This is a genomic window from Halobacterium sp. R2-5, from assembly GCF_011734195.1.
In the GTDB taxonomy this organism is placed as follows: domain Archaea; phylum Halobacteriota; class Halobacteria; order Halobacteriales; family Halobacteriaceae; genus Halobacterium.
Genome location: NZ_JAANTH010000002.1, coordinates 77,431 through 103,146, shown reverse-complemented (window position 1 = coordinate 103,146; position 25,716 = coordinate 77,431). Strand labels below are relative to the sequence as shown.

Annotated in this window: 28 protein-coding genes; 16 read left to right on the top strand and 12 right to left on the bottom strand. The window is 68.7% G+C overall.

Translation table 11 applies throughout. The features are described 5' to 3' along the window. Nucleotides 1–24: 24 nt before the first annotated feature. From G9C83_RS09020 to G9C83_RS09005, 4 genes are all read right to left on the bottom strand, one after another. Nucleotides 25–1,890 carry a cation:proton antiporter gene (locus tag G9C83_RS09020; RefSeq protein ID WP_167245815.1) on the bottom strand — a complete coding sequence of 622 codons (1,866 nt, stop codon included), beginning with the start codon at nt 1,888–1,890 and terminating at the stop codon, nt 25–27. Between the two features lie 99 nt (nt 1,891–1,989). Continuing rightward, nucleotides 1,990–3,927, bottom strand: a complete 1,938-nt coding sequence (locus G9C83_RS09015; RefSeq protein WP_167245814.1) for a long-chain fatty acid--CoA ligase — start codon at nt 3,925–3,927, stop codon at nt 1,990–1,992. A 5-nt stretch (nt 3,928–3,932) separates the two neighbouring features. Then, complete coding sequence (locus G9C83_RS09010; protein WP_167245813.1) at nt 3,933–4,847, bottom strand: MBL fold metallo-hydrolase; 915 nt, start codon at nt 4,845–4,847, stop codon at nt 3,933–3,935. A 64-nt stretch (nt 4,848–4,911) separates the two neighbouring features. Next, nucleotides 4,912–6,087, bottom strand: a complete 1,176-nt coding sequence (locus G9C83_RS09005) for an inorganic phosphate transporter (RefSeq protein WP_167245812.1) — start codon at nt 6,085–6,087, stop codon at nt 4,912–4,914. A 139-nt stretch (nt 6,088–6,226) separates the two neighbouring features. Here G9C83_RS09005 and serS point away from each other — a divergent pair, with 139 nt between their 5' ends. Further along, complete coding sequence (gene serS, locus G9C83_RS09000; RefSeq protein WP_167245811.1) at nt 6,227–7,606, top strand: serine--tRNA ligase; 1,380 nt, start codon at nt 6,227–6,229, stop codon at nt 7,604–7,606. Between the two features lie 80 nt (nt 7,607–7,686). After that, nucleotides 7,687–8,655, top strand: coding sequence for a TIGR03557 family F420-dependent LLM class oxidoreductase (locus G9C83_RS08995; protein ID WP_167245810.1), 969 nt, complete (start codon nt 7,687–7,689; stop codon nt 8,653–8,655). On the opposite strand, the gene G9C83_RS08990 is transcribed toward G9C83_RS08995, so the two are convergent. Beyond that, on the bottom strand, nt 8,607–8,969 hold the full coding sequence (locus G9C83_RS08990; RefSeq protein ID WP_167245809.1) for a nuclear transport factor 2 family protein: 363 nt from the start codon (nt 8,967–8,969) through the stop codon (nt 8,607–8,609). The genes G9C83_RS08995 and G9C83_RS08990 overlap by 49 nt on opposite strands. Nucleotides 8,970–9,234: 265 nt before the next feature. Between G9C83_RS08990 and G9C83_RS08985 the strand changes: the two genes are divergently transcribed. Further along, nucleotides 9,235–9,732 carry a DUF367 family protein gene (locus G9C83_RS08985; RefSeq protein ID WP_167245808.1) on the top strand — a complete coding sequence of 166 codons (498 nt, stop codon included), beginning with the start codon at nt 9,235–9,237 and terminating at the stop codon, nt 9,730–9,732. A gap of 160 nt (nt 9,733–9,892) precedes the next feature. Then, the gene (locus G9C83_RS08980) at nt 9,893–10,036 is read left to right on the top strand and encodes a 50S ribosomal protein L40e (RefSeq protein ID WP_058984215.1); all 144 of its coding nucleotides are present in this window, start codon (nt 9,893–9,895) and stop codon (nt 10,034–10,036) included. A gap of 1 nt (nt 10,037) precedes the next feature. On the opposite strand, the gene G9C83_RS08975 is transcribed toward G9C83_RS08980, so the two are convergent. Then, entirely contained in the window at nt 10,038–10,634 is a 597-nt protein-coding gene (locus tag G9C83_RS08975; protein WP_167245807.1) for a GNAT family protein, read from the bottom strand. 64 nt (nt 10,635–10,698) lie between these two features. Continuing rightward, on the bottom strand, nt 10,699–11,304 hold the full coding sequence (locus G9C83_RS08970; RefSeq protein WP_167245806.1) for an MBL fold metallo-hydrolase: 606 nt from the start codon (nt 11,302–11,304) through the stop codon (nt 10,699–10,701). A 106-nt stretch (nt 11,305–11,410) separates the two neighbouring features. Between G9C83_RS08970 and G9C83_RS08965 the strand changes: the two genes are divergently transcribed. The 3 genes from G9C83_RS08965 to G9C83_RS08955 all read left to right on the top strand — a co-directional run bounded on the left by G9C83_RS08965 (nt 11,411) and on the right by G9C83_RS08955 (nt 12,972). Further along, a complete protein-coding gene (locus G9C83_RS08965; protein ID WP_167245805.1) occupies nt 11,411–11,590 on the top strand; it encodes a DUF5786 family protein in 180 nt (59 codons plus the stop codon). Between the two features lie 81 nt (nt 11,591–11,671). Continuing rightward, entirely contained in the window at nt 11,672–12,223 is a 552-nt protein-coding gene (locus tag G9C83_RS08960) for a DUF99 family protein (protein ID WP_167245804.1), read from the top strand. A gap of 152 nt (nt 12,224–12,375) precedes the next feature. Next, nucleotides 12,376–12,972, top strand: coding sequence for a uracil-DNA glycosylase (locus G9C83_RS08955; protein WP_167245803.1), 597 nt, complete (start codon nt 12,376–12,378; stop codon nt 12,970–12,972). 1 nt (nt 12,973) lies between these two features. On the opposite strand, the gene phnE is transcribed toward G9C83_RS08955, so the two are convergent. The 3 genes from phnE to G9C83_RS08940 form a co-directional block, all read right to left on the bottom strand. Further along, on the bottom strand, nt 12,974–13,987 hold the full coding sequence (phnE, locus tag G9C83_RS08950; protein WP_167245802.1) for a phosphonate ABC transporter, permease protein PhnE: 1,014 nt from the start codon (nt 13,985–13,987) through the stop codon (nt 12,974–12,976). After that, nucleotides 13,984–14,727, bottom strand: coding sequence for a phosphonate ABC transporter ATP-binding protein (gene phnC, locus G9C83_RS08945; RefSeq protein ID WP_167245801.1), 744 nt, complete (start codon nt 14,725–14,727; stop codon nt 13,984–13,986). Before phnC ends, phnE begins: the two co-directional genes overlap by 4 nt. Nucleotides 14,728–14,813: 86 nt before the next feature. Beyond that, the gene (locus G9C83_RS08940) at nt 14,814–15,848 is read right to left on the bottom strand and encodes a phosphate/phosphite/phosphonate ABC transporter substrate-binding protein (RefSeq protein WP_167245800.1); all 1,035 of its coding nucleotides are present in this window, start codon (nt 15,846–15,848) and stop codon (nt 14,814–14,816) included. A gap of 130 nt (nt 15,849–15,978) precedes the next feature. On the opposite strand from G9C83_RS08940, the gene hisH reads away from it, so the two are divergent. Beyond that, the gene (gene hisH / locus G9C83_RS08935) at nt 15,979–16,635 is read left to right on the top strand and encodes an imidazole glycerol phosphate synthase subunit HisH (protein ID WP_167245799.1); all 657 of its coding nucleotides are present in this window, start codon (nt 15,979–15,981) and stop codon (nt 16,633–16,635) included. Between the two features lie 55 nt (nt 16,636–16,690). After that, nucleotides 16,691–16,882 (top strand): hypothetical protein, encoded by a 192-nt coding sequence (locus G9C83_RS08930; RefSeq protein WP_167245798.1) that lies wholly within the window; start codon nt 16,691–16,693, stop codon nt 16,880–16,882. Nucleotides 16,883–17,079: 197 nt separating this feature from the next. Here G9C83_RS08930 and G9C83_RS08925 read toward each other — a convergent pair whose 3' ends face one another. Further along, nucleotides 17,080–17,418, bottom strand: coding sequence for a hypothetical protein (locus G9C83_RS08925; protein WP_167245797.1), 339 nt, complete (start codon nt 17,416–17,418; stop codon nt 17,080–17,082). 235 nt (nt 17,419–17,653) lie between these two features. On the opposite strand from G9C83_RS08925, the gene G9C83_RS16165 reads away from it, so the two are divergent. The 6 genes from G9C83_RS16165 to G9C83_RS08900 all read left to right on the top strand — a co-directional run bounded on the left by G9C83_RS16165 (nt 17,654) and on the right by G9C83_RS08900 (nt 23,562). Beyond that, entirely contained in the window at nt 17,654–17,785 is a 132-nt protein-coding gene (locus G9C83_RS16165; RefSeq protein WP_279587167.1) for a hypothetical protein, read from the top strand. Next, nucleotides 17,778–18,833, top strand: coding sequence for an isocitrate lyase/PEP mutase family protein (locus tag G9C83_RS08920; RefSeq protein ID WP_167245796.1), 1,056 nt, complete (start codon nt 17,778–17,780; stop codon nt 18,831–18,833). Before G9C83_RS16165 ends, G9C83_RS08920 begins: the two co-directional genes overlap by 8 nt. A gap of 43 nt (nt 18,834–18,876) precedes the next feature. Further along, the gene (aceB, locus tag G9C83_RS08915; RefSeq protein WP_167245795.1) at nt 18,877–20,181 is read left to right on the top strand and encodes a malate synthase AceB; all 1,305 of its coding nucleotides are present in this window, start codon (nt 18,877–18,879) and stop codon (nt 20,179–20,181) included. Nucleotides 20,182–20,403: 222 nt separating this feature from the next. After that, nucleotides 20,404–21,522: a tRNA (guanine(26)-N(2))-dimethyltransferase gene (locus tag G9C83_RS08910; RefSeq protein WP_167245794.1), complete on the top strand. Its 1,119-nt coding sequence runs from the start codon at nt 20,404–20,406 to the stop codon at nt 21,520–21,522. A 16-nt stretch (nt 21,523–21,538) separates the two neighbouring features. After that, entirely contained in the window at nt 21,539–22,741 is a 1,203-nt protein-coding gene (locus G9C83_RS08905) for a YihY/virulence factor BrkB family protein (protein WP_167245793.1), read from the top strand. Then, nucleotides 22,738–23,562 carry a phosphatase PAP2 family protein gene (locus tag G9C83_RS08900; RefSeq protein WP_167245792.1) on the top strand — a complete coding sequence of 275 codons (825 nt, stop codon included), beginning with the start codon at nt 22,738–22,740 and terminating at the stop codon, nt 23,560–23,562. Before G9C83_RS08905 ends, G9C83_RS08900 begins: the two co-directional genes overlap by 4 nt. A gap of 49 nt (nt 23,563–23,611) precedes the next feature. Here the strand turns inward: G9C83_RS08900 and glnA are convergent, their stop codons facing one another. After that, on the bottom strand, nt 23,612–24,985 hold the full coding sequence (gene glnA, locus G9C83_RS08895) for a type I glutamate--ammonia ligase (RefSeq protein ID WP_167245791.1): 1,374 nt from the start codon (nt 24,983–24,985) through the stop codon (nt 23,612–23,614). 124 nt (nt 24,986–25,109) lie between these two features. Between glnA and lrp the strand changes: the two genes are divergently transcribed. Next, a complete protein-coding gene (gene lrp, locus G9C83_RS08890; protein ID WP_167245790.1) occupies nt 25,110–25,571 on the top strand; it encodes an HTH-type transcriptional regulator Lrp in 462 nt (153 codons plus the stop codon). Nucleotides 25,572–25,716 lie beyond the last annotated feature (145 nt).

The window sequence follows — 25,716 nt, the reverse complement described above, 5'->3', positions numbered from 1 at the left end:
GGACGAGCCCGGGAGACGGGCGAGCTACGCGTTCTCCGGGTGACACCACTGGAGGGCGTCCCTGACGGCGTCCTTCCGCCCGAGGAACGTCAGGTGGTCGCCCTCCTGGAGCGTGAAGTCCGCGTCCGGCACCTGGTTCTCGCCGTCGCGGCCGGCGAGCGCGATGATGACGCCCGACGGCAGGTCCTCGTCGAGTTCCTCGATGGTCTGTCCGACGAGGTCCGGCGAGGTCACTTCGACCTCCTGGACGTCGCCGGAGCGCCCGATTTCGGTCATCCAGTTCGCGAGCGCGGGGCGCTCGATGATGTTGTCGATGCCCCACGCGGTCGCGAGCGACGAGGAGACGGTGCGGACGCCGAGGTCCTCGAACGCGTCGACGTTGTCGGGGTTGTTCGCGCGAGCGATGATGGTCTCCACGTCGAACTTCGACTCGGCGAGCTGGGCGACGAGGAGGTTCACGTCGTCATCGCCGGTCGCGGCGACCAGTATCTTGGCGTTCTCCGCGCCCGCCGCTCGGAGTTCGTCGGTGTCCGTCCCGTCACCCCGGTGGACGGAGTATCCCTCGTTCCGCGTTCGTTCGACTGCCGGTTCACGGTTCTCCACGATGACGACGTTCTCACCGCGGTCTTCGAGGCGCTCCGCGAGCGCGCGACCGACGGTGCCGCCGCCGACGATGATGACACGCATTGGTATGACGTCGAGTGCTTGAGCGATGTGCCTGGCGAATCCCCCCTCCACGACGACGGTCAGGAGGATCGTGAGGAAGACGGTGCCGACGAGGAGGTTCGCGGCCTCCTCCATCCCGAGGGTCTGGAGCTGCGCGGCGAACAGCGTCGCGACCGACGCCGGGATGATGCCGCGCGGGCCGACCGCGCTCATGAACGCGCGCTCGGCGACCTCGTACCGGTCGCCGGTCGTGGACGCGAACACCGCGAGCGGTCGCACGATGGCCGCTGCGACCACGGCGACCGCGAGGCCCGCGAACCCGAGATCCAGCAGCGTATCGAAGGACAACAGGGCGGCCAGCCCGATGAAGACGAAGGACAGGACGACCAGCGTCACGTCGCCCTTGAACGCCTCAATCTCCTCCTCGTAAGGGAGGTTCGCGTTCCCGAGCACGACGCCGGCTGTGGCGACGGCGGCGATGCCGGCCTCGACGTAGAAGGTGTCCGCCGCGCCGTACGCGACGAGCGCGCCGGCGAGCACGATGAGCCGCGCGTTCTGGGGAGCGTTCCCCCGGGAGAGGTCGACGTGCCGGAGGAGATACCAGACGACCGCGGCGACGACGAGGCCGACGAGGACGCCGGTGCCGAGCCGACTGACGAAGTCCTGGACGGCGAGTTCGACGGAGCGCTCGGGGTTTTTCACCACTTCGAAGACGACGACGGCGAGAATGGCCGCCGTGACGTCGTTGACGACCCCCTCGGTCTCCAGGGCGGCGCCGACTCGGTCCCGCACCGGGACGACGTCCAGGATGGGTGTGATGACCGTCGGGCCGGTCGCGACCAGGAGGCTGCCGACGAGGAACGCGACCCCCCAGTCGGCGCCCAGCAGCAGTCGCACCGCCAGCGTCGTGCCGAGGAGCGCGACCGCGGCGCCGACCGTGACGAGGCGGAGCCACGCGCCCGGCGCCTCCCGGAGCTTCTCGACCTTGAGGTGGAACGCGCCCTCGAAGACGATGACGGCGACGGAGAGCCCGACGATGCCGGACAGCGTCTCGATGCCGCCGAACGACTCCAGGGTGACGACGCCCAACACCTCGGGGCCGACGAGGATGCCCGTGAGGATGAGGAACAGCACACTCGGCACCTGGAGGCGGGCCGCGAGCACTTGCGACGCCACGCCGAGTGCGATTATCGTGGCGACGACGGGGATGAGTTCTGCGCTCACGGGGACACCTCTGGCATCAACACGGAGGTGCTTTCGCAACACCGGTGTTAAAGCACCGCGGTCCCGGCGAGCGAGGACAGGAAACGGGGGGCGGGCGCGCTACTCGGCGTAGATGTCGCCGATTTCGTCCGCGAACTCGTCGAGGATGTTGCGGCGCTTCTTCTTCATCGTCGGCGTGAGCAGGTCGTTGTCCTCCGTGAACTCCGTGGGGACGAGGCGGAACTGCTTGATCTGCTCGTAGCTCTCGAAGTTCTCGTTGACCGCGTCGACCTCGCGCTGGATGCGGGCTTCGACGCGGTCGTCCCGGCAGACGGCGGCCTTGTCGTCGGGGAGGTCGACGTCCTCGCCGTCGGCCCACTTCCGGATGCCGTCGAAGTTCGGGACGATGACCGCGGAGACGAACTTCCGGTTGTCGCCGACGACCATCGCCTGCTCGACCAGCGGGCTCGCGGCGAACGCGTCCTCTAGGGGTCCGGGCGCGACGTTCTTCCCGGTCGAGAGCGTGAGAATCTGTTTCGCGCGCTCGAGGAACGCGACGTAGCCGTCGTTTCGAATCTCCACGACGTCCCCGGTGCGGAACCATTCCCGGCCCTCCCGCTCGGTGAACGCCTGCTCGGTGGCGTCGTCGAGCCCCCAGTAGCCGTCGAAGACCTGCGGGCCGCGCACGAGCAGTTCGCCGGCCTCGCCGTCCGTGCGCTCGCGCTGCTCGGGGCTGGCGACGGTCTCGTCGACGGTGATCTCGGTGTCGGTGACGGCCGGTCCGATGGTGCCGGCCTGCGGGCGCCCGGGCGGGTTCACGCAGATGACGGGGCTGGTCTCCGTGAGACCGTACCCCTCCAGAATCGGGAGGCCCATGCCGTGGTAGAGCGCGCAGAGCTCGGCGGAGAGCGACCCGCCGCCGGAGATGAAGAACTCGACGTTGCCGCCGAGCGCGTCCCGCACCTGCTCGAAGACGAGTTTGTCCGCGACGGCGTGTTTCGCCTGCAGCGCCAGCCCGGGGTCGTCGGCCTCGAAGTACTCGCGGCCGACGCCGGTCGCCCACTCGAAGATGCGCTCCTTGACGGGGGACTCGGTGGCCTGCTCGCGGACGGCGTCGAAGATCTTCTCGTAGACGCGCGGGACGCTCGTCCCCGACGTGGGCTCGCACAGCGAGAAGTCCTCCCGGAGCGTGTCCGGGGACTCCGCGTAGTAGACGTGCGCGCCCGACGCGAACATCAGGAAGTGGCCGGCGAGGCGCTCGAAGACGTGCGCGAGCGGGAGGAACGACACCACGCTGGACTCGGCGGTGATGGCGCCGGCGCCGGCCTTGTCGGGTCGCGGGCCGAAGCGCTTGCGGCACTGATTGACGTTCTCCCGGAAGTTCTCGTGCGTGAGCGCGACGCCCTTGGGCTTCCCGGTGGTGCCGGACGTGTAGATGAGGCTCGCGAGGTCGTCGTACGCGCAGTCGTCGACCCACGACTCGTAGGTGTCGCGGTCGAAGGCGTCCTGCCCGCGCTCGTACACCGCCGAGAGGGAGATGGCGTCGTCGTCGGCGACGCGGTCCATCGTGACGACGAACTCCAGGTTGAGGTCGTCTTCGACCTTGCGGACGCGAGCGAGCTCGGTCTCGCCCTCGACGACGACGCCGACGGCCTCGCTGTCGCCGAGGAGGTGTTTCACTTGTCGCGGGCTGGAACTGGCGTAGACGGTGGTGACCGCGGCGCCCGCGGCGAGAATCCCGAAGTCGCTCTGCGCCCACTCCATGCGGGTGTGCGAGAAGATGCCGACGCGCTCGCCGGCCTCGACGCCGAGGTCCCGGAAGCCCGCGGCGAGGTTCCGGACGACGTCGCGCATCTCGCCGTACGTGACGTCCGCGAAGTCGCCGTCCGGCGCGGGCGGCAGCACGTCCGGCGTGAGCGTGCGGTCGTAGACGCCGCCCTTGTAGCCCTGTGCGGGCCGGTCCGCGTGCCGCGCCGCCGCGTCCTCGAACAGTCGCGGGAGCGTCGTCTGCCCCGTGACCTCGTCCTCGTAGTCGCGTTCCGCCTCGCGGAAGTCCATGGCCGCTAATGGGACTCCTCTGTCTTAAGGTAGTGGAGAACTCCACGAACGTTCATCGCAGTTTCCGCGCGGGCCTTGTGGTCGCCCCACACCTGCCACACCTCGTTCGTGCTGGAGAGGTGGTCGATGGCGGCCTCCTCGCTGCCGCGCTCGATCACCTCGGCCTTGACGGCCTCGACCCAGTCCCGGAGCACCTGCTCGTACTGCTTGAGGACGGCGTCGACGTCCTCGGGGCCGGGGCCAAAGTGCGCGTACAGGAGGACGTCGGGGTCGAGCCGGCGAATCAGCTCGGCGTCCGTCACGCACTGTTCGAGGGCGAAGTTCGGCGGCGGGCTCGTCTCCCGAACGCGGTCCTGAGCGGGAATCCAGATGCCGGCGGCGTCGGCGGTGAAGACGGCGTCGTCCTCGTGGTCCTCGAAGACCACCTGGTGGGGTGCGTGGCCGGGGGCGTGGTGGGCGGTCAGCTCCCGCGACCCGAGGTCGACGGTGTCGCCGTCTTCGAGTTCCACGATGCGGTCCTCGGGGACGGGCTCGGGCTCGACGTAGTACTGCCACTGCTCGCCGACCGCCTCCTTCGTCCCCTCGACGAGCCGCGACGGGTCGACGAGGTGGCGCGCGCCGACCTCGTGGACGTAGACGTCCGCGTTCGGGCACGCCTCCGCGATGAAGCCGGCGCCGCCCGCGTGGTCGAGGTGGACGTGCGTGACCAGAATCGCTTCGAGGTCCTCGCGAGCGATGCCGCGCTCGTCGAGGGCGTCGAGGACGCGCTCGTAGTTCGTGCCGATGCCGGTGTCGACGATCGCCGGACGGTCGGCGTCCACGACGTACACCGACCCGTACTCGGCGGTGTCGTACATGCCGGTGTCGACGTACGCGATGTCGGTACACTGTTCGACGTCGGAGACGTCGCCGGGAGCCATACACGAAGTCCCGCGTGCCGGACGCAAAAGATTTCGCGTGGAGGAACGCGCAAGCGCGGCCGCGTCACGGCGTCCCCGCGACCGGCAGCGCGAGGAAGGCCAGATACGAGAGGACGGTCGCGAGACTCGGGCCGAGAATCCAGAAGGAGACGAAGCGCGCGACCGTCGACGCGTCGAACAGCGCCGCCGCCTCCCCGAGTTCGGCGGACCCCTCCTCGCCGATTTCGGGCACCGAGTCGCCGGTGTCGACCGTGACCGCGCTCACGGAGACGTCGGCCTCGACGTCGCCGCGCGCGAGTTCGGCGGCGGTCGCGGTCCGCGACGCCCGCCCCCAGCCGAGGCCGACGATGGTCATCACCGTCGACAGCGCGAGGCTGATGGGGACGCCGAGCCAGGACGCGGCGGTCGTAATCGTCGCCGCGACCACCGTCACGACCGTCGCCGCCAGCAGCGGGAGCTCCGTAAGCTCGCTGCCGACGGACGCCATCGTGCGCCGCGCGATGGTGAACGCGCCGAGGCCGATGGCCGCCGCCGCGAGCACGACCGCCGGCCCGACGTCGAGGAGGCCGCCGCCGACCAGCGGCGCGACCGCGTTCGCGACGTTGCTCGCGCCCGCCGAGAACGACATGTAGCACGCGACGGCGACGACGAGCGCGGTGCTCGCGAACTCCTGCGGCGTCGTCCCGGGGCCGAGCGCGGGCGCGGGGACGGGGCCGGAGCGGTCGAGAACGACGAGTGGGCCGTCGGACTGCTCGATCTCGACGACGCGGTCGAGGTGGACGTAGAGGTAGCGGCCGACGACCGCGCCACACCAGAACCCCGCGACGGGCGCGAGCAGCCACCAGACGACGATTTCGCCGAGCACCGCCCGGTCGAGCGTGCCGGTCGCGAGGCCGAGACCGGCGATGGCGCCGACCGCGGTCATCGACGTGGAGACGGGGACGCCGTAGCCGTTCGCGACAGCCATCCCGAGTCCGATGAACGCCAGCACGACGATGCTCGCCTCCACGGTGAACGCGCTCGGCGCGACGACGCCGCTGCCCAGCGTCTCGATTACGTTCCGGCCGACAGTCCACCCGCCGAGCAGCACGAACCCGGTCATCAGCGCCGCCGCGGTCGTCTTCTCCGTGACGCCCGCCCCGACCGACGGCCCCCACGCGACCCCCGTCGACGACCCGCCGACGTTGAACCCGACGAACGCCGCGGCGGCGACGCCGACGAGCAGGAGCCCCGTGGTCATGTGCCGAGAGGTACGCGGTTGGGTTTCGTATAGATTCGGGATAGGGACCGACGGCTGTGGGTGCGGCCGCAGCCCGGGCGTGCGACCGGCTGACGGGGATGCGATACGTTCTTGCCGCCGCCCGCGCAAACTCGGGCAAATGCTGAGCAGACAGTACGTCCGCGAACACCCCGAAGAGGTCCGCGAGGCCCTGGAGAAGAAGGGCGTGGACGCGGACCTCGACCGGATTCTGGAAGTCGACGAGGAGTGGCGAGAACTCAAGGCGCGCGGCGACGAGCTCCGCCACGAGCGCAACGAGGTCTCCTCGGAGATCGGCGAACTCAAACAGGAGGGCAACGAGGAGGAGGCCCAGGACGCCATCGAGCGGTCGCAGGAGCTCAAAGACGAGCTCGAAGACGTCGAGGAGCGCGCGGACGACCTGGAGAGCGAGCTGGAGCGGAAGCTGCTCACGCTCCCGATGGTCCCCCACGAGGACGTGCCCGTGGGCGCCGACGAGTCCGAGAACGTCGAGCGCCGCCGCGAGGGCTTCGACGACCTCCGCGACCTCCCCGAGGAGGTCACCCCGCACTACGACCTCGGCGAGGAACTCGACATCCTCGACTTCGAGCGCGGCGCGAAGGTCGCGGGCGGCGGCTTCTACTTCGCGAAGGGCGCGGGTGCGCGCCTCGAACACGCGCTCGTGCAGTTCATGCTCGACGTCCACCGCGAGCAGGGCTACGAGGACGTCTTCCCGCCGATTCCCGTGAACTCGAAGTCGATGGAGGGCACCGGCCAGTTCCCGAAGTTCGTGGAGGACGCCTACCGGGTCGGCGACGTCAACGACGCCGACTACGACGACGACGACCTCTGGCTGCTGCCGACCGCGGAGGTGCCGGTGACGAACATGTACCGCGACGAGATTCTGCTCAGCGACGACCTCCCCGTGAAGAAGCAGGCGTACACCCCGAACTTCCGGCGGGAGGCCGGCGAGCACGGCACCGAGACCCGCGGCATCGTGCGCGTCCACCAGTTCAACAAGGTGGAGATGGTGAACTTCGTCGAACCCGAGGAGAGCGACGAGCGCTTCGAGGGCCTCCTCGACGAAGCCGAGGAGGTGCTTCGGCGGCTCGAGCTCCCGTACCGGATTCTGGAGATGTGCACGGGCGACCTCGGGTTCACGCAGGCGAAGAAGTACGACATCGAGGTGTGGGCGCCCGGCGACGACATGGACGAGGGGCCCGAGCAGGGCGGCCGGTGGCTCGAAGTCTCCTCGGTCTCGAACTTCGAGGACTTCCAGGCGCGGCGCGCGGGCATCCAGTACCGGCCCGAGCGCCACGAGAGCGCGGAGTACCTCCACACGCTGAACGGGTCGGGGCTCGCCGTCCCGCGCGTGCTCGTCGCGATTCTGGAGTACTACCAGAACGACGACGGCACGGTCGACGTCCCCGAGGCGCTCCAGCCGTACATGGGCGGCCAGGAACTCGTCGAGGGCTCGGCGAAAGTCGGCGAGTCGGCGCTCGGCGCGGGCGACCGGGAGTAATCTGCAACCACGCTTTTGCGGGTTCGCGCCGACGTGCTAGTGTAATGGTTCGAGAAATTGACAGCCGGAGGTGCGGGTGAATGGTCGACGTCGGGTACACGCTCTCCAGCGAGGAACACCCGCCGAGCGACCTCGTGGAGTACGCCGCCCGCGCGGAGGACGCGGGTTTCGACTTCCTCACGGTTTCGGACCACTTCCACCCGTGGGTGAGCCAGCAGGGCGAGAGCGGGTTCGTGTGGGCGACGCTCGGCGGCGTCTCGCAGGCGACCGACGAGATCCCCGTCGGCGTCGGCGTGAACTGCCCCATCAAACGATACCACCCCGCCGTCGTCGCGCAGGCGTCGGCGACGGCGGCGTCGATGCTCGACGGCCGGTTCTTCCTCGGCGTCGGCACGGGCGAACTGCTCAACGAGCACGTGGTCGGCGAGCACTGGCCCGAGCACGAGGTGCGCCTGGAGATGCTCGAAGAGGCGGTCGAAATCATCCGGACGCTCTGGTCGGGCGGCCAGCAGAGCTACCGCGGCGAGCACTTCACCGTGGAGAACGCGCGGTTGTTCACGCTCCCCGAGGAGACGCCGCCCATCGTCGTGTCGGCGTTCGGGCCGACGACGGCGCGCGCGGCCGCCGACTTCGGGGACGGCTTCTGGGCGGTCGGCCCCGCAGACACCGTCCAGACGTGGGCGGACGCGGGCGGCGAGGGTCCGCGGTACACTCAGCTCAGCACGTGTTACGCCGACAGCGAGCAGGAAGGCGTCGAAACCGCCCACGAGTGGTGGCCGAACAGCGAACTCCCCGGCGAGCTCGCCGCGGTGCTCCCGACGACCGCGCACTTCGAGCAGGCCTGCCAGACGGTCAGCCAGGAGGACGTCGCGGAGTCCGGGCTCGTCACCAGCCGCGACCCCGAGGACCACGTCGACTCCATCCGGCAGGCCGTCGACGCGGGCTACGACCACGTCCACATCCACCAGGTCGGCCCCGAGCAGGAGCGATTCCTGGAGTTCTACGAGGAGGAGGTGCTGCCCGCCGTCGAGGACGCCGGGCTCGCGTAAGTCGTCAGTCCCGCGATTTCGCCGTCCGCGACGTCGAAGACGTCCACGAACGCGAACAGCTCGCCGCCGTTCGCGTCCAGCAGCCGGCCCCGCGCCGCGACGCCCTCGGCGCCGTCGTACACCGCGTCGACGACGTGGCGCGTGTCGGTCTTGGGGCGGTCATCGCGCATGAACGAGACGAACGCCTCCCTGCCGGAGAGTGTCATGTCCAGGCGCACGTGCTCGAAGTCGGGCGCGAGCAGGTCGCGGAGCGCGTCGTAGTCCCCGGCGTCGATGGCGTCGTAGTACGCCTGCGCGAGGGCGTCGTCGTCCATGCGGTGAGAGAAGCGATACGGGGCCAAGAAAGCGGGGGACAGTAGCCGGGGGCGCAGCCGACGGGACGGGCGGGACTGAAAGGGGCGGCGCTGTCGGCGACGGCGGACGACGCAAGCACCGCAGGCCGAAGGCCGAGGAGCGCAGCGAGTCCCCCGAGTCGACAGCGCCGGGGCTTTCGAGGAAGTATCTCCGACAACGCGAGCGAGCACGGACCGTCGTCCAGTCGAGCGGGGGGCTTTTGCCCGCCGGCGCCCAACTGCGCCCGTGGAACTGCACGTCCGGTACGAGGGCGACGACGACCCCGAGAAGTGCACGGCGCGGAAGCTCGCGCGCTTCGACGAGGCCGTCCTCCACGAGACCGCGCGAGCGACGCCGTACGGCGTCGTCCTGAATCCGCACGCCGACACCGCGCTGTCGCCGGCGGACGCCGAGCACGGCCGGCTGGTGGCCCTGGACTGCTCGTGGGAGACGGCGGGCCGGGCGATGTTCGAGATCGACGGCGTGCACCGCGCGCTCCCGTTCCTCGTCGCGGCGAACCCCGTGAACTACGGGCAGCCGTTCCAGCTCAACACCGTGGAGGCGTTCGCGGGCGCGCTCGCCATCCTGGGGGAGCGCGAGCACGCCGAGCGCATCCTCTCGAAGTTCACGTGGGGGCACACGTTCCTCGAACTCAACGAGGAGCCCCTGCGGCGGTACAGCGAGTGCGAAGACTCCGCCGAGGTCGTCGAGGTACAGGAGGACTACCTCGCCGACGAGGAGTGAAACGGCCGGTATCCTCATGTAAGACTCGACAACCTACTCTAGTAGCCGGTTCAACACGCAGTAACCTGGTGGAATCACCAAGGGCGACCGAGCGAGTGCAACGAGCGAGGGAGGGCTTGGTTCCGAATCGCTTAAACGCGCCCCGAGCGAACGGGAGCGCATGAGCGAGTCCATCGAGGCCCGACTGCTCGAGAAGCAGATCTGCATGCGGTGTAACGCCCGGAACCCCAAGCGCGCCAGCGAGTGCCGGAAGTGCGGGTACAAGAACCTGCGTCCGAAGGCCAAGGAGTCCCGCTCGACGTAACTCAGTTCTCGCCGTTCCACTCGTCTTCGAGCACCGAGTAGTAGCGCACGTCCTTGTACTCGCCGTCGACGTAGACTTCGTCTCGGTGCGTGCCCTCCAGTTCGAAGCCGAGCTTCTCCCAGATGCGCGCGGACGCCTCGTTGTCCTCGAAGACCCGCGCGAGCACGCGGTGGCGGCGGTGCTGGGCGAACGCGTAGTCGGTGGCGAGCCGGCCGGCCTCGGTGCCGTAGCCGTTCCCCCAGAACTCCTCGCCGAGGAAGAGCCCGACCTCGGCGCCGCCGTCGACGTCGTCGAGGCCGTGCACGCCGACGCTGCCGACTGGCTGGATACCCTCAGAACGCGTGGCGTTCTGATGGACGTCGGAATCGCTCCGCGAGTTCCGAGCGTCGACGGCGACGACGAAATTCACGTCGCCGTTCTCGTCGCTGGCGCGTTCCTCGTACCACTCCTGTTCCTGTTGCTCGGTGAGCGGCGTTCGCGCGGACAGCGACGGCCAGACCGCGGGGTCGTTCAGCGTCTCGCGGAGGAAGTCGAGGTCGTCCTCTGCGACCGCGCAGAGGTCGACAGTATCGCCTTCGAGGAACGGTCTCCCGGGCATGCGCGAGAACACGCCGCCTATCAGAAAAAGGATTCCCGAGGTGTGACAGACGGTCCCAGACCTCTCAGTCGTACTTGGGCTCGCGGCGCTCGGCGCGTTCGAGCGCGCGCTCGACGACCTCGCGGACGTCGCCGTCGAAGACGCCGCCGTGGCCCGAGTACATGTGCTCGACACCGGCGGGCATCCGGTCGAGGAGCTCCCGGATGCTCCCGATGAGTCGCTCGCGGGACTGGCCACTCATGTCGGTGCGACCGAAGCTCCCGTCGTCGAACGCGCCGTCGTCGTGGACGACGACGTCCCCGGAGAACAGCGACGACTCGGAAACGAGCGAGACGTGGTCGGGGGCGTGCCCGGGCGTGAACACGACCTCCGCCGCCTCGCTGCCGACGCGGACGGTGTCGCCGTCTTCGAGTTCGTGCGTGCGGAGGCGGTGGTCCGCGAACGCGTACACGTCCGGGTCGAAGGCGTCCACGACTGCGGGGAGCTGTTCGACGTGGTCGCCGTGCTGGTGGGTGAGCACGACGCTGTCGAGGTCGTCGACCTGCTCGCGGATTTCGTCGACGACGCCGTCGTAGGCGCCGGCGTCCACGAGCGTCGACTCCTCGCCGTCCGCGAGGTAGGCGTTGCACGTGAACGACTCGGCGTCGCGCGTGACGTTGGTGACGTCCATGCGACCACCCACGCCCGCGGCGGTCGTAAAACGGCGGGGTTTTTCAGCGTCGGCGTCCAACGCGGCGGGGAATTTTTGGGGGAGGGGCCCGTAGGTTCAAGTGAACATGGGTTTCGGGAGCTACGACGAATCCGAACAGGAGAACCAGTCTCTCGACTCGGAAGACATCGACGCCGACGACGGACTCGACACCGAGGAATTCGAACACAGCGGCGACGTGAACTACGAGATCGGGGCGTCGAACGACGAGCTCCTCGACCGGCTGCAGGACATCAAGGGCGAGTAGCGTGGACGGCTGTGGAGCGTCCACGGGACCAGCGAGCGGGCGGAGCCCGCGAGAAGACGACCGACGGAAACGAGTAGGGCGGTGAAGTCCGGGACGCGCGCGCTCGGCGTCGCGGAGTCGTATCGGGGGAACGCGTCGACGCTCGCCGGAGCCGTCGTGCGCGCGTCCCGCGTCGCGGACGGATTCTCGTTCACTTCGTGTACGGTCGGCGGCCTCGACAGCACCGCGGCCGTCGTCGAGTGCTACCAGCGGCTCGACCGCGAGGACGTCCGGTACGTCTTCGTCTCCGGAATCGCGCCCGCGTGGTTCAACGTCGTGGACCTGCACGCCGTCCACGAGGCGGTCTCGCGGCCCGTGCTCTCCGTCTCCTTCGAAGCGAGTGAGGGACTGGAAGCCGCCATCGAGCGGGAGTTCTCCGGCGAGGAGCGCGACGAACGCCTCGCGGTGTACGAGCGCCAGCCCGACCGCCGGCCCGTCGACGTGAACGGCGAGCGCGTGTTCGTGCGGAGCGTCGGCTGCGAGAACCCCGCGGAGGTCGTGCGCGCGTTCGCGCCCGAAGGCGGCCGGCCGGAGCCGTTGCGGGTCGCGCGATTGGCTGCGCGAGCGGCCGACCGCATGGAGGCCGCTGACTGAGCGAACGGTGAGCGCGTGCTCGACCACCGGGAGAGTGCGGACGAGCGGCGAACGCAGTGAGGCGGGAGTGAACCGTGAGCCGCGCGGCCGACGAACACCGAGCGTGACCGCAGGTTGCAACGCTTAACCACGCGGCCGTGGACGGCGTAGGTATGAGCGACACCGACGGCATGGAGGGGTTGGAAGTCACCGAGTGCACGCGCTGCGAGGCGCTCGTCGACTCCCGCAGCCAGATCGTTAACGGCGACGGCCCCGAGGACGCGGACGTGCTGTTCGTCGGCGAGGCGCCGGGCGCCAGCGAGGACGAGGAGGGCGTGCCGTTCGTCGGGCGCAGCGGCGGCGTGCTCGACGACGAACTCCGGGACGCCGGGCTCTCGCGGGCGGACGTCCGCATCACGAACTGCGTTCGGTGCCGGCCGCCCGAGAACCGCGACCCGACGAAAGAAGAGCTCGCGAACTGCCGGCCGTACCTCGAACGCGAAATCGACCTCGTCGACCCGGAAGTCGTCGTCACGCTCGGGAAAGTGCCGGGCGAACACCTCCTCGGCAGAGATGTCGCGGTGACCAACGAGACCGGGAGCGTCGAGCGCGTCGAACTCGGGGGCGAGCGGCGGGAAGTACTGATCTGTCTCCACCCGGCGGCGACGCTGTACGACGCGAGCCAGCGGGACGCGTTCACGGAGACGATAGCGAAAGCAGCGACGATGGCGGGCGAGAGCGGCGGGCAGTCCCAGCTCGGGGACTACTGAGTCACTGCCAGAGCGTGCGGACCATCCGCTGTGGGAACTCCACGATGAGCGCGATGAGTCCGGAGGACTCCTCGGTGCCGCGGATGTACGACCGGACGCGCTGGCTGACGATCTCCACGGAGATGACGAGCACGAAGATGACCAGAATCGTCGCCATCATGTTCGTGTACTTGAACAGCCCGCGCTGAGTCTGGAGGACGAACCCCAGACCGCCGCCGCCGATGAGCCCCATCGTGACGGCGATGCGCGTGTTGATCTCGAGGATGTACATCGTCCACGCGATGAACGGCGAGAACACCTGACTCAGCATCCCGAAGACGACGCGCTGCGGGCCGTTCGCGCCCGTCGAGCCGATTGCCTCGATGGGGCCGTCCTCGACCTCTTCGAGGGCGTCGGTGAACAGGCGGCCGAGGTTCCCCATGGTGTCCGTGCCGATGGCGAGCGTCGCCGTGAACGGCGTGACGCCGCCCAGCGGGATGTAGATGAGCGCCCAGACGAGCGCGGGAATCGCGCGGATGACGCTCATCGTACCGCGGAAGATGAAGTTGAACGGGTACGGCGTGACGCGCTCGGAGCCCAGCACGCCCAGCAGGAGCGCGCCCGGCAGCCCGAGCACGGTGCCCGCGAACCCCATCGCGAGCGTGACGAACATCTGCCCGGGGACGAACGTCCAGTTCCAGAACGCGACGCCCGCGCCGTTCGTGTCCAGCTGGAACAGGAGGTTGTTCGCCTGGATGAACGACCAGTACGCACCCAGGTCGACAAACGGGATGCCGAACACCTCGCCCGGCGGGAAGAACTGCCCGAGCGCGTCCTCGAAGTCGGGCCAGTACTCCATGATCTCCGCGATGGAGAAGCCGACCTGGCCGAGCGCCAGCGAGAACAGCCACCCGAACACGACCAGCGCGAACAGCGCGAACACCTGCCGCGCGCGTTTGTTGATGCGGATGCGCGTGAACTGCTCCTTGACGGCGCCCGAGGCGGAGGCGTCGGCGCCTTCGGTCTCCGCGCTCATGCTTCCGCCTCCGTGCGAATCGCTTCAGTCTCGATCGCGCCGTAGATCTCGTCGATGATGTCGACAGTGAGGTCCTCGCGGTAGCCGTCGAAGATGACCTCGCCGTCCTTCATGCCGAGGAACCGCTCCCCGAACTCGCGAGCGATGTTCACCTGGTGGAGGCTCGCGAGCGTCGACAGGCCGCGCTCGTCGGCGGCCTGCCGGATGTACGCCATCACTTGCTCGGCGGACGCCGGGTCGAGGCTCGCGACCGGCTCGTCGGCGAGCAGGAGGTTCGGTTTCTGGACGAGCGCGCGAGCGATGCCGACGCGTTGCTGCTGGCCGCCGCTCATCTGCCCGACTGACTGCCCGGATTCGTCGAGCAAGCCGACGGTTTCGAGCGCGCGCAGCGCCTCGTACTTGTCCGCCTCGGTGTAGCGGCCGAGGAGGCTGTTGAAGAACGTCGTGCGACCGAGCGCGCCCGTGAGGGAGTTGTTGTACGCGCTCATCTCCTCGATGAGGTAGTGCTGCTGGAACACCATCGCGACGTCGTCCCGGGGCCCCTCGACGGGGTCACCGTTGATGGTAATCGTCCCCTCCGTCGGCTCGGTGATGCCGTTGAGACAGCGCAGGAGCGTGGACTTCCCCGCGCCGGACTCGCCGAGCACGACGACGAACTCACCGTCGGGGATCGTGAACGAGACGTCGTCGACAGCTTGAATGTCGCCGTAGGATTTGCTCAGATTTGAGACTTCGATCATTGCTTGTACGGCCGCCTAACCCGACTGGCGGGCTTGTGGGCAGTCATCACGGGGAACAAATAGGTTAATCGGTTAGCGGTGTCGCGTTACGCGTCGCCGAGTTCGACGCCGAGCGCGTCGAAGGCGTCACGGACCGGCTGGTAGTCGTCGACGGTACCCTCTTCGAGTCCCGTGAACCAGAGCTGCTGGTCGTCGCCGAGGTCCTCGTTGATGAGGTCCTCCTCGGTGGCGCTCAGCAGAGCGTCGGTCACGTCGGACTTGACGGTCTCGTCGAGTCCCGTCCGGATGAGGATGGGCGCGCGCGGAATCGGGTCCGAGGTCGCGATCAGGTCGAGGTCCGGGTCCTCGGTGCCGAGGTCGCCGTCGTTCTCCGCGGACATATCGAGGAACTGCTGGGGGAACTGGTCCTTGGGGACGTGGGTCGCCGTGGAGAACGCGCCGGTGCCGGCGGCCTTCACGGGGTCGCGGTTGATGAGGGTCTCGCGGGCCTGGGAGTGGTCCGACCACTGGCCCTCGAAGTCGTTGGGCGTACCGTTGGGCGCGCCGCCCGTGTCGAGGCCCGCTTCGTTGAGCATGTACAGCGGGAAGATGGAGCCGCTCGTGGAGAGCCGGTCGGCGAACGCGACCGTCTCGCCCTCGAGGTCGGCGAGCTCCTCGATGTCGCTGTCCGTCGTCGTGGTGATGAGCGAGAAGTACTTCGCGGCGCCGTACGCGATGCGGATGCCCGCAACTTCCGCGACGTCGTTGTCAGCGCTCTGGATGGCGATCGCCGGGGCGGCGTCCGCGACGTCCGTCTGGCCGGACTCCAGCGAGGAGTACACCGCGGCGTAGTCCGCCGCGACGCTGGAGGTGATTTCGACGTCCGCCTCGGACTCGAGGTAGTCGAACATCGGCTGGTACTGCTGCTTGACGTCGACCTCGGACTCGGCCGGCGTGAGCGTGAACGTGAGTTCGGCCGCGCCGCTCTCGGTCGTGCCGGCGGTCGTCCCGTTGCTCTCGGTCGTGCCGCTCCCACCGTCGCCGTCGCCGCCGCTGCCGTCACCAGTGCAGCCAGCGAGTCCAGTGAGTCCAGCGATACCTGTCGCGCCTGCGATTTTGAGGAAGTTGCGTCGTCCCGCCATGGGGAATTCGTTTGTGAATACGAGAGGTGCCTGAAAAGATTTGCCATTCAACTATAACGAGGAATACCCATCACTATGTACCAAACGGCGGAGGGAAACCCACTTGCGCCTGGGGGGAGAAGGCACGACCATGAGTATCTCGTCGACCGACCAGACGACGGCGTCCGTCGTGGTCGTGGACTACGGGCTGGGGAACCTCCGGAGTGTCACGCGCGGGCTCGAGCGCGCGAACGCGGACATCACGATCTCCGACGATCCGGGCGCGCTCGACGACGCAGACGGCATCGTGCTGCCGGGCGTCGGCGCGTTCGGCGACGGCATGGAGAACGCGGGGCCGTTCCGGGACGCGCTCACCGACGCCGCCGAGGAGGGGCGGCCGCTGTTCGGTATCTGTCTGGGGATGCAGATGCTGCTCACGGAGAGCGAGGAGGCCGAACGCGAGGGGCAGGGCGACGTGAAGGGGTTAGACCTGATTCCGGGGCGGAACCGCCGGTTCACGGGCGACGTGAAGGTCCCGCACATGGGCTGGAACGAGCTCGACGTGACGCGCGACCACCCGCTCGTCGACGGCGTCGACGGCCAGTACGCGTACTTCGTCCACTCCTACTACGCCGAGCCCGAGGACGGCGGCCACGTCGTCGCGGAGACCGACTACGGCGAGACGTTCCCGTCCATCGTCGCGAACGACGAGGGCAACGTCTTCGGTACGCAGTTCCACCCGGAGAAGTCCGGGGAGACGGGGCTCCAGATCCTCCGGAACTTCGTGGACATCTGCGCCGACCAGTAGGGAACCGCTCCCCCGCCCGAGCAACGCTTTTCTCCCGCTTCGCCGACGACTCGGTATGGCCACCGTCGAGTTCGGCGCGACCGCCGAGGAGCTCCAGTCGCTGTACCGCGAGTACGACTGGTGGGCCGACCGCGACACCGAGAGCGTCCGCCGCGCGCTCGAACACACCGACGAGACGGTGCTCCTGCGCGAGGACGGCGACCCCGAACCGCTCTCGTGGATGCTACACCGGCGCGACGAAGAGTGAGGAAAAATGGCGACGAGCATCCGCGACCCGAGCGGTCCGGAGGACCCGGAAGGGTCGCGGTTCACCGCGCGAGTGAGCGCAGCGAACGAGCGCGGGCCGACGACCGAACGGAGCGAAGCGAAGTGAGGGAGGAGTGCTTTTGGCCGAGCTTTTACCGAGCGAGGCGGCGTAGCCGCCGAGCGAAGCGTAAAAGGTCGCTATAGGAAATCCCGGACTTCGCTGTAGTACATGTCGTGGTGGTCGACTTCGCCGACGCGTTCGGCGATGTCGGTGGCGATGGCGTGCCAGCAGGACTCGTCGGGGTCGAGGTTGTACTGGCTGTCCTGGCAGTTGCAGTTGCCGTCTTCGACGATGTACTCGTCTTCGTGGCCGACGACGACCGTGAAGTCGTTGTACTGTTTGACGCGGCCTTCGCTGGCGGCTTCGATGGCGCGTTGGCCGCGGTCGCCGTGTTCGGCGAGGATGCGTTGGGTGATGGGGGCGGTGAGTTCGCCGGCGTCGGCGAGTGCGGCCCGCCAGTCGTCGACCTCGGGCACGCACCGGTGTTGGGCGGGGCGTGGTTTAGCAGGTTCGGTGCCGGACTGTGGTATGTAGTGACGTATCAAAATAATTCCTTAATTATTGTTAATGCCATTCGTGCCATATTACATTATTATTCATTAACTTTATGCGGCTGCCCGTCGCCTCACCAGTCGCGATGCACGTAGCACCCCACCCGACGAACGCACGCACCGGCTACCGACCACCACGCCGACCCACCGACAACCCACCATGCCCACCTACACGGACATAGAGAACACCGGCGCGCCCGTCGTCCCGGACCTCAGCGCCGACGCCGACCAGCAGGAATCGCTCTCCGAGACCGTCTGGAGCCACCGACACACGGAACCCACCGATGAGTGACGACTACCCCGACTACACGCACCGAGACCTCGACAACCCCGCAGGCCGCGAGTTCCGCGACCTGCTCGCAAACGACGACCCCTACGTGTTCGCGCCCGGGCTCTACCACGCCCTCGACGCGCGGCTCGCCGAGCGCGCCGGCCTGGACGCCGTCTACATGAGCGGCTACTCCACGGTCCTCGGGCAGTTCGGCTTCCCGGACCTCGAGATGGTGTCGATGACCGAGATGGTCGAGAACGCCAAGCGCATCGTCGACGCCACCGACCTCCCCGTCATCGCGGACGCCGACACCGGCTACGGCGGCGTCCACAACGTCCGGCGCGCGGTCCGCGAGTACGAGAAGGCCGGCGTCGCCGCCATCCACATCGAGGACCAGACGACGCCCAAGCGCTGCGGCCACATCGCCGGGAAGGAAGTCGTCTCCCAGGAGAAGGCGCGCTCGCGCTTCGAGGCCGCCGTCGACGCCAAGCAGAGCGAGGACACGGTCATCATCGCTCGCATCGACTCGTACGGCTCCGCGAACGGCAGCTGGGAGGACCACCTCGAACGCGGCCGCATCTACGCGGACGCCGGCGCCGACCTCGTCTGGCCGGAGATGCCCGACCCGTCCCGCGAGGACGCCGTCGAGTACGCCGAGACCATCCACGAGACCCACCCGGACCTCGATCTGGCGTTCAACTACTCGTCGTCGTTCGCGTGGAGCGAGGAAGACGACCCGCTGACGTTCGAGGAGCTCGGCGACCTCGGCTACGAGTACATCTTCATCACCCTCTACGGCCTGCACTCGGGCGCACACGCCGTCTACGAGGACATGGAGAACATCGCGAACAACGCCGAGCAGGCGCAGTTCGACCTCGAAGACCGTTACCTCGGCCACGAGACCGAGTCCCACCACGACCTCTCGCTGGTCAGCCGCTACCAGGACATCGAGACCCAGTTCGACCCCGAGGCCCGTCGCCGCATGGAGGAGTCCGAGGGGTTCACCGAGGACGAGAGCGACCCCATCACGGCCGACGAGGCGACGCCGGAAGCCGGCCAGGACGACTGAGTCGCCTACATGATTAATATGCGAAGACACACATGACGGACACATGAGTACCGAGCGACACTACGACCGCGAGTTCGTGCGCACGTTCTTCACGACGCCGACCGCGGTCGAAGGCGAAGACGACTCCGCGAAGATGCTGCGTAGCGCCGCCGGACTCAGCGGGATGGAGGCCCCCGACGTCTGGGTGCCGGACAACGAGGACGCCACCGCGCCGTCGATGCGCGAGGAGGGCGCCGAGAACATCGTCGAGGTGGTGAGCGAGCACGGCGCCGACTTCCCCGGGGAGATCCACCCGCGGGTGGTCTGGCACCGCGACAGCCCGGGCGCCCGCCGCCGCGGCTTCGAGCAGATTCGCACCATCGCCGACCCCGACGGCGGCGCCGTCGAGCACGTCGACGGCTTCGTGATTCCCGAGGTTGGCGACGTCGACGACTGGAAGAAGGCCGACGAGGCCATCACCGTCGTCGAGCACGAGCACGGCCTCGAGGAGGGCAGCCTCTCGATGTCCGTCATCGTCGAGAGCGGCGCCGCCGAGCTCGCGATGGGCGACCTCCGCGAGGAGATGGGCAAGCCGTCGAACAACCTCGAACGCATGTTCCTGCTCGTGGACGGCGAGGTCGACTACACGAAGGACATGCGCGCGATGACGCCCACCGGCGAACTGCCGCCGTGGGCGGAACTCCGCCACAACACCTCGCGGGGCGCCGCTGCCGCCGGCCTCGTCGCCGTCGACGGCCCGTACGACGACATCCGCGACGTCGACGGCTACCGCGAGCGCATGCGGGACAACCGCTCGAAGGGGATGACCGGCATCTGGTCGCTCACCCCCGAACAGGTCGAGGTGGCCAACGCCGCGCCGCTCCCGCCGGAGACCGGGAGCTGGCTGCTCGACGTCGGCGGCCGCGAGGTCGAACTCGACGCCGAGGACGGCCGCCAGGTGTACGACGGCGACGACCTCGACCTGGAGGAGAACGGCGACACCTACGTCCTCCGCGCGCGCGGCGACGAGCGCGAACTCGACGAGGACGAGCTCCGCGAGGAGCTGCTCGACCGGACCGCGTACGTCCCGAGCATGAGCGACATCGTCGACTCCATGGAGGAGTTCGAGGCCGCCAAGGAGGCGGGCAAGGGCGCCATCGCGATGACCCAGTCCGCCACCCTCGACGTCGACGGCGTCGAGGTCGACCTCAGCAAGGACCGCATGTGGGACGAAGCCACCTACCAGGCCGCGCAGACGCCCATCACGCTGTTCCAGGACGTCTACGAGCACCGGCCCGACCAGCACGACGAGCTCGAAGCGAAGTACGGCAGCGACGTCGTCGAGCGCGCGACCGACGTCGGGAACTAGGGCGAGCCGCCCGCGGACGTGCTCACTCCCGCGGCTCGCAGTAGTTTCTCGCCGCTCGCTCGTTCCGAGGAACTTCGTTCCTCGTAGCTCACGGCTCACTGCGTTCGCCGTTCGTCGTTCCGTGCTCTCCTTCGGTCGAGCACGCGCTCCCCGTTCGCATTGTCGAGGGCCTTCGGCCCTCGCAACCGTCGGCCTTTTTTCGGCGTCGCTCGGAGTAGCGGTATGCTCGTCGAGGAAGGCCGCGTGACCGTCGAAGTCCCCGGGGAGTCCGGCGGCGGCGAGGGCGCCGGCGACGGCGTGTTCTTCAACCCGACCCAGGAGCTCAACCGGGACCTGACGGTCGCCGCGCTGTCGGCGTACCGGGAGCGCGAGCCGCGCGCGGAGACGTACCTCGACGCGATGGCCGCCAGCGGCGTCCGCGGCGTGCGCGCCGCCGAGCACGGCTGGACGGCGACGCTCGCGGACCTCGACCCCGACGCGGTCGCGCTCGCGCGGGAGAACCTCTCGCGCAACGACCTCGACGGCGAGGTCGTCGAGCGCAACGTCAACAGCCTCCTGCACGACGACGGCCGGTTCTTCGACGTGGTCGACCTCGACCCGTTCGGGACGCCGATCCCGTTCGCGGACGCGGCGTTCGCGAACGCGCGCAACCTCGTCTGCGTGACCGCGACCGACACCGCGCCGCTGTGTGGCGCGCACTTCGAGTCCGGCGTCCGGAAGTACTCGGCCGTCCCGCGGAACACCGAGTACCACGCGGAGATGGGGCTGCGCGTGCTGCTGTCCGCGCTCGCGCGCACCGCCGCGCGCTACGACGTCGGCGTCACGCCCATCCTCAGCCACGTCAGCGACCACTACGTGCGCACGTACCTCGACCTCTCGCACCGCGCGACGGACGCGAACAACGCCATCGACGAACTCGGCTACGTCTACCACTGCCAGGAGTGCCTGCACCGCGAGCACGAGCGCGGCCTGATTGCGGACCCGCCCGAGTCCTGCGCGCACTGCGGGGGCTCGCAGGTGCTGCCCGCGGGCCCGCTGTGGCTCGGGCCCGCCCACGACGCCGACTTCGTCGCCGAGGTGCGAGAGCACGTCACCGACTACATGGGGGCCGCCAAGCGCGCGCGGAAGCTCCTCGACACGATCGAGGGCGAGCTCCACGAACCCACGCACTACGACCAGCACCGCCTCTACAAGCGGTGGTCCGAGCCCGCCGTCGGTATGGACGAGTTCCTCGACTCGCTCCGGGACGCCGGCCTCGCCGCCTCCCGCACCCAGTTCGGCGGCACGACGTTCAAGACCGACGGGTCGCTCGCGGACGTCGAGGCCGCGGTGCGCGAGTAGGCGTCCGCGGTGATTTATGTCGCCCCGCGTCGAAGACAGTACCGTGACACGAATCGGGAACGCCGTCGGCGTCGTGCGCAGCGTCGCAGAGACGGCGAGCGACGAGCAAGTGACGTTCCTCTCGGCCGCCGTCGCCTACTACGCGTTCGTCTCGCTGATCCCGCTACTGGTACTGGGCGTCGCGGTCAGCACGGCCGTCGGTAGCGTCGGGCTGGTCGACGCCGTCGTCGAGTCGATGTCGCAGTTCCTGTCGACCTCCGGCCAGGAGGCGCTCCGGGAGACGCTAACCAGCGACCGCGGCCGCGCGAGCGCGTCGGTGGCCAGCCTCCTGCTGTTGACGTGGTCGGCGCTCAAGCTGTTCCGCGGGCTCGACGTGGCGTTCTCGAAGGTGTACGGCGCCGACGAGGTCGAGTCGCTCCCCGAGCAGATCGTCGACGCCCTCATCGTCTTGGTGACGGTGCCGCTCGCGGTCGCCGCGGCGGTCGTGCTAGCCGTCGTCCTCCCGCTGCTCACCGTGATTCCGTACGTCACCGCCATCAGCGGGCTGACGCTGCCCATCGCGCTCGTGCTCGTGTTCCTGCCGGCGTACTACGTCTTCCCGGACGTCGACATGACCGTCCGCGAGGCGCTGCCGGGCGCGGTGTTCGCGGCGATCGGGTGGACGCTGCTCGCACAGGGCTTCCGCCTGTACACCGCGTACGCGGGCGGCGGCGAGGTGTACGGCATCCTCGGCGGTGCGCTCCTGTTGGTGACGTGGCTGTACTTCGGCGGCATCGTTATCACGCTCGGTGCGGTATTCAACGCCGTGCTGTCGGACCGACACGGAGACGACGACTCGCCGGAACCGGAACGTGAGCCGCCGAACGAGGCACCAGACGTCGCCGAGCTCGGCGCCGAGGTCGAGGAGCTGCGCGCGGAGCTCGACGCCAAGACCGTGAGCAAATCCGAGCTACAGGCCGACCTCAAGCAGTACGTCCGCCAGCGGCTGCGCCGCGGGAAGGCCCGCGGCTGGGGGCCGTACCTCGTGTTGCTGTACGGCACCGCGATGACCGTCGGAGCGTTCGTCTACCTCTCCGGCGGCTGGGCGATCCTGGCGATGCTCGTGGTGTGGCTCTCCACGCTCGGGCTGTACGTGCTGATGGTGCTGTTCGGCGTCGGCTTCAGCGCCATCGGACTGCCCGGCCGCGTCGCCGACCGCTGGCGGTCGTGGCGGCAATGAGCCTCGGCGGCCGGGACGCCGGCGTCACTGACGCGCTCGCCGGCGGCCTCCCGGACGCGTTAGTGCCGGTGTTCGTGGTGTTGACGTACCTCGGGAGCACGTGGTTCGTGACGACCGTCGGCCCGGCCGTCTACCTGTTCGGCCCGCAACGGGGCTGGCTGTCGCGGCGGGACGGCGCGCGCCTGCTCGCGGCGAGCGTCGGCGCGCTCGCGCTCGTCGTGCTCGCGAAGGGCGCGTTCGCGGAGCCGCGGCCGCCCGAGACCGTGATGCGAATCCCCGAGGAGGGCAACGGCTTCCCGAGCGGGCACGCGATGGGGTCGGCGGCGTTCTACGGCGCGCTCGCCGCGCTGCTCGACACCGGCGAGCGAACCCGCCGGTACGCGGCGGCCGCGGGGATGATCGCGTTCGTGTCGTTCACGCGGCTCGTGCTCGGCGTCCACTACCTCGCGGACGTCGTCGCGGGCGCGCTCGTGGGCGCGGCGTTCGTCGCCGTGCTGCTCGCGCTGACGCGGCGCCGCGTCGGCTACGGGTTCGGCGTCGCGGTCGCGACCGCCGCCGCCGCCGTCGTCGTCGTCGGCCCCGTCGAGGACCCGATCGCAGCACTCGGCGGGACGATCGGCGCGCTCGCCGGCTGGCTACTCGTCACCCGTCGCGGCGCGCTCCACGACGCGGTCTCCGTGAAAGTGGTAGTACCGGTGCTCGCCGTCCTCGGCGGCGCGGCCGCGTTCACGCTCGCGTTCGACGTCGCGCTGCCAGCGGTCGGCGTCGCACACGCCGCCGCCGGCGTGGCGTTCGTCGCACTCCCGATTCTCGGCCGGTAGCGGTCGCTGTCGGGTCCGTCGACGCGAAAGAAAAGTCGAGGGGGGGCGCTCAGAACTTCTCGAGGTAGCGGTCGAGCTCCCACTGAGAGACGTCGACGCGGTAGTCGTCGTACTCGGAGTTCTTCGCTTCGAGGAACTTCTCGCCGACGTGCTCGCCCAGGGCGTCCTGGACGACTTCGTCCTCCTCGAGGGCGTCGAGGGCCTCGCCGAGGTTCGACGGGAGCGTCTCGATGCCGTACTCCTCGCGCTTCTGCTCGTCGAACTCGTAGATGTTCTCGCGGACCGGGTCCGGGCACTCCAGGCCCTTCTTGATGCCGTCGAGGCCGGCGTGGATGAGCGCCGCGAGCGCGAGGTACGGGTTACAGGACGGGTCGGGGAAGCGCGCCTCGATGCGGCTCGCGGCCGGCACGCGCGCGGCCGGCTTCCGGATGAGCGCGGAGCGGTTGCGGTCCGACCACGCGACGTACACCGGCGCCTCGTAGCCGGGGACGAGGCGCTTGTAGGAGTTCACGGTCGGGTTGGTGACCGCGGCGAGGGCGGGCGCGTGTTCGAGGATGCCGGCGGTGAACTGCTTGGCCGTCTCCGAGAGGTCGAACTCGTCGTCGCCGTCGTGGAACGCGTTCTCGCCGTCCTTGAACAGCGAGATGTGGGTGTGCATGCCGGAGCCGTTGATGCGCGGGATGGGCTTAGGCATGAACGTCGCGTGGAGGTCGTGCTGGGCCGCGATAGCGCGCACGACCGTGCGGAACGTCCCGACGTTGTCGGCCGTCGAGAGGGCGTCGTCGTACTCGAAGTTGATCTCGTGCTGGCCCTGCGCGACCTCGTGGTGGGAGGCCTCGATCTCGAAGCCCATGTCTTCGAGGCCGTAGATGATGTCGCGGCGCACGTCGCTGGCGAGGTCCTTCGGCGCGAGGTCGAAGTACCCGCCGGCGTCGTTGGTGTTCGTGGTGGCGCGGCCATCCTCGTCCTCCTCGAAGAGGAAGAACTCGGGTTCGGGCGCGGCGTTGACGGTGTAGCCCATCTCCTCGGCGCGGTCGAGCGCCTGCTTGAGGACGTACCGCGGGTCGCCCTCGAAGGGCTCGCCGGTCGACGTGTTGATGACGTCGCAGATGAGGCGCGCGGCGCCGCCGGAGCCCTCGTCCTCGCGGGTGCGCCACGGGAGCACCGAGAACGTGTCGGGGTCGGGGACGAGGCGCATGTCCGACTCCTGGATGCGGACGAAGCCCTCGATGGACGAGCCGTCGAAGTAGATGCCGTCCGTGAACGCCTTCTCCGCCTGGCTCGCGGGGATCGAGACGTTCTTCACGGTGCCGAGGATGTCCGTGAACTGGAGGCGGAGGAAGTCGATGTTCTGTTCGTCGATCTTTTCGAGTACCGCCTGCTCGCTCGGGCCGAGGCCCTCGCTAGGATTCCCGTCCGTCATTTGTGTGGACAGGACAGACGATGCCGTCCACCATTAAAGCAGTATGGGTTAACGTAAATTTGTGCTTCCAACCGATAACTGGACATTCGTAAACTTCTATACGGAGGAGGGTGAAGGGGGAGATATGACGTACGAAAACCTCGACGCGCACCTCGTCAACGAACTTCTCGCGGACGGCCGCGCGAGCCTCCGTAGCCTCGCCGACGAGCTCGACGTATCCGTCACTACCGTCTCGAACCACCTCAAAGACCTGGAAAACGAGGGCGTCATCGAGGGGTACGTGCCCGTCGTCGACTACGACCAGCTCGGCTACGACGTCACCGCCATCATCCAGCTCAAGGTAGAGGGCGGCGCGCTCCCCGACATCACCGACCGCTTCCGCGACCACAAGCAGATGGTGTCCGTCTACGAGGTCACCGGCGACCACGACGTCATCGCCGTCGGGAAGTTCAATGACACCGACGACATGAACTCCCTCATCAAGGAACTGCTCGCGGACGCCGACATCAAGGAGTCCAACACGAGCGTCGTGCTGAACGCCGCGGCCGAACACGAGCAGTTCGAACTCGACATCGACGACGAGTAAGCCGGCCCCGTTTTTCGCGGCCGCTCGGCTGTCGAGCGAACTACCGGAAGAAAATCGCGAATCGGTCAGCGAGCGGTGCAGGCGGAGCGGGTCAGTAGGGGCTAGCATTCGCGCGACGAAGCCGCGCGATTCCCCGAGCGCAAAG

What these genes read in the sequence shown, in the direction of transcription:
- G9C83_RS09015 (WP_167245814.1), bottom strand. Translation starts at nt 3,927, where the DNA reads ATGGACTTCCGCGAGGCGGAACGCGACTACGAGGACGAGGTCACGGGG.
- G9C83_RS09010 (WP_167245813.1), bottom strand. Translation starts at nt 4,847, where the DNA reads ATGGCTCCCGGCGACGTCTCCGACGTCGAACAGTGTACCGACATCGCG.
- G9C83_RS09005 (WP_167245812.1), bottom strand. Translation starts at nt 6,087, where the DNA reads ATGACCACGGGGCTCCTGCTCGTCGGCGTCGCCGCCGCGGCGTTCGTC.
- serS (WP_167245811.1), top strand. Translation starts at nt 6,227, where the DNA reads ATGCTGAGCAGACAGTACGTCCGCGAACACCCCGAAGAGGTCCGCGAG.
- G9C83_RS08995 (WP_167245810.1), top strand. Translation starts at nt 7,687, where the DNA reads ATGGTCGACGTCGGGTACACGCTCTCCAGCGAGGAACACCCGCCGAGC.
- G9C83_RS08990 (WP_167245809.1), bottom strand. Translation starts at nt 8,969, where the DNA reads ATGGACGACGACGCCCTCGCGCAGGCGTACTACGACGCCATCGACGCC.
- G9C83_RS08980 (WP_058984215.1), top strand. Translation starts at nt 9,893, where the DNA reads ATGAGCGAGTCCATCGAGGCCCGACTGCTCGAGAAGCAGATCTGCATG.
- G9C83_RS08975 (WP_167245807.1), bottom strand. Translation starts at nt 10,634, where the DNA reads ATGCCCGGGAGACCGTTCCTCGAAGGCGATACTGTCGACCTCTGCGCG.
- G9C83_RS08970 (WP_167245806.1), bottom strand. Translation starts at nt 11,304, where the DNA reads ATGGACGTCACCAACGTCACGCGCGACGCCGAGTCGTTCACGTGCAAC.
- G9C83_RS08965 (WP_167245805.1), top strand. Translation starts at nt 11,411, where the DNA reads ATGGGTTTCGGGAGCTACGACGAATCCGAACAGGAGAACCAGTCTCTC.
- G9C83_RS08955 (WP_167245803.1), top strand. Translation starts at nt 12,376, where the DNA reads ATGAGCGACACCGACGGCATGGAGGGGTTGGAAGTCACCGAGTGCACG.
- phnE (WP_167245802.1), bottom strand. Translation starts at nt 13,987, where the DNA reads ATGAGCGCGGAGACCGAAGGCGCCGACGCCTCCGCCTCGGGCGCCGTC.
- phnC (WP_167245801.1), bottom strand. Translation starts at nt 14,727, where the DNA reads ATGATCGAAGTCTCAAATCTGAGCAAATCCTACGGCGACATTCAAGCT.
- G9C83_RS08940 (WP_167245800.1), bottom strand. Translation starts at nt 15,848, where the DNA reads ATGGCGGGACGACGCAACTTCCTCAAAATCGCAGGCGCGACAGGTATC.
- hisH (WP_167245799.1), top strand. Translation starts at nt 15,979, where the DNA reads ATGAGTATCTCGTCGACCGACCAGACGACGGCGTCCGTCGTGGTCGTG.
- G9C83_RS08930 (WP_167245798.1), top strand. Translation starts at nt 16,691, where the DNA reads ATGGCCACCGTCGAGTTCGGCGCGACCGCCGAGGAGCTCCAGTCGCTG.
- G9C83_RS16165 (WP_279587167.1), top strand. Translation starts at nt 17,654, where the DNA reads ATGCCCACCTACACGGACATAGAGAACACCGGCGCGCCCGTCGTCCCG.
- G9C83_RS08920 (WP_167245796.1), top strand. Translation starts at nt 17,778, where the DNA reads ATGAGTGACGACTACCCCGACTACACGCACCGAGACCTCGACAACCCC.
- aceB (WP_167245795.1), top strand. Translation starts at nt 18,877, where the DNA reads ATGAGTACCGAGCGACACTACGACCGCGAGTTCGTGCGCACGTTCTTC.
- G9C83_RS08910 (WP_167245794.1), top strand. Translation starts at nt 20,404, where the DNA reads ATGCTCGTCGAGGAAGGCCGCGTGACCGTCGAAGTCCCCGGGGAGTCC.
- G9C83_RS08905 (WP_167245793.1), top strand. Translation starts at nt 21,539, where the DNA reads ATGTCGCCCCGCGTCGAAGACAGTACCGTGACACGAATCGGGAACGCC.
- G9C83_RS08900 (WP_167245792.1), top strand. Translation starts at nt 22,738, where the DNA reads ATGAGCCTCGGCGGCCGGGACGCCGGCGTCACTGACGCGCTCGCCGGC.
- glnA (WP_167245791.1), bottom strand. Translation starts at nt 24,985, where the DNA reads ATGACGGACGGGAATCCTAGCGAGGGCCTCGGCCCGAGCGAGCAGGCG.
- lrp (WP_167245790.1), top strand. Translation starts at nt 25,110, where the DNA reads ATGACGTACGAAAACCTCGACGCGCACCTCGTCAACGAACTTCTCGCG.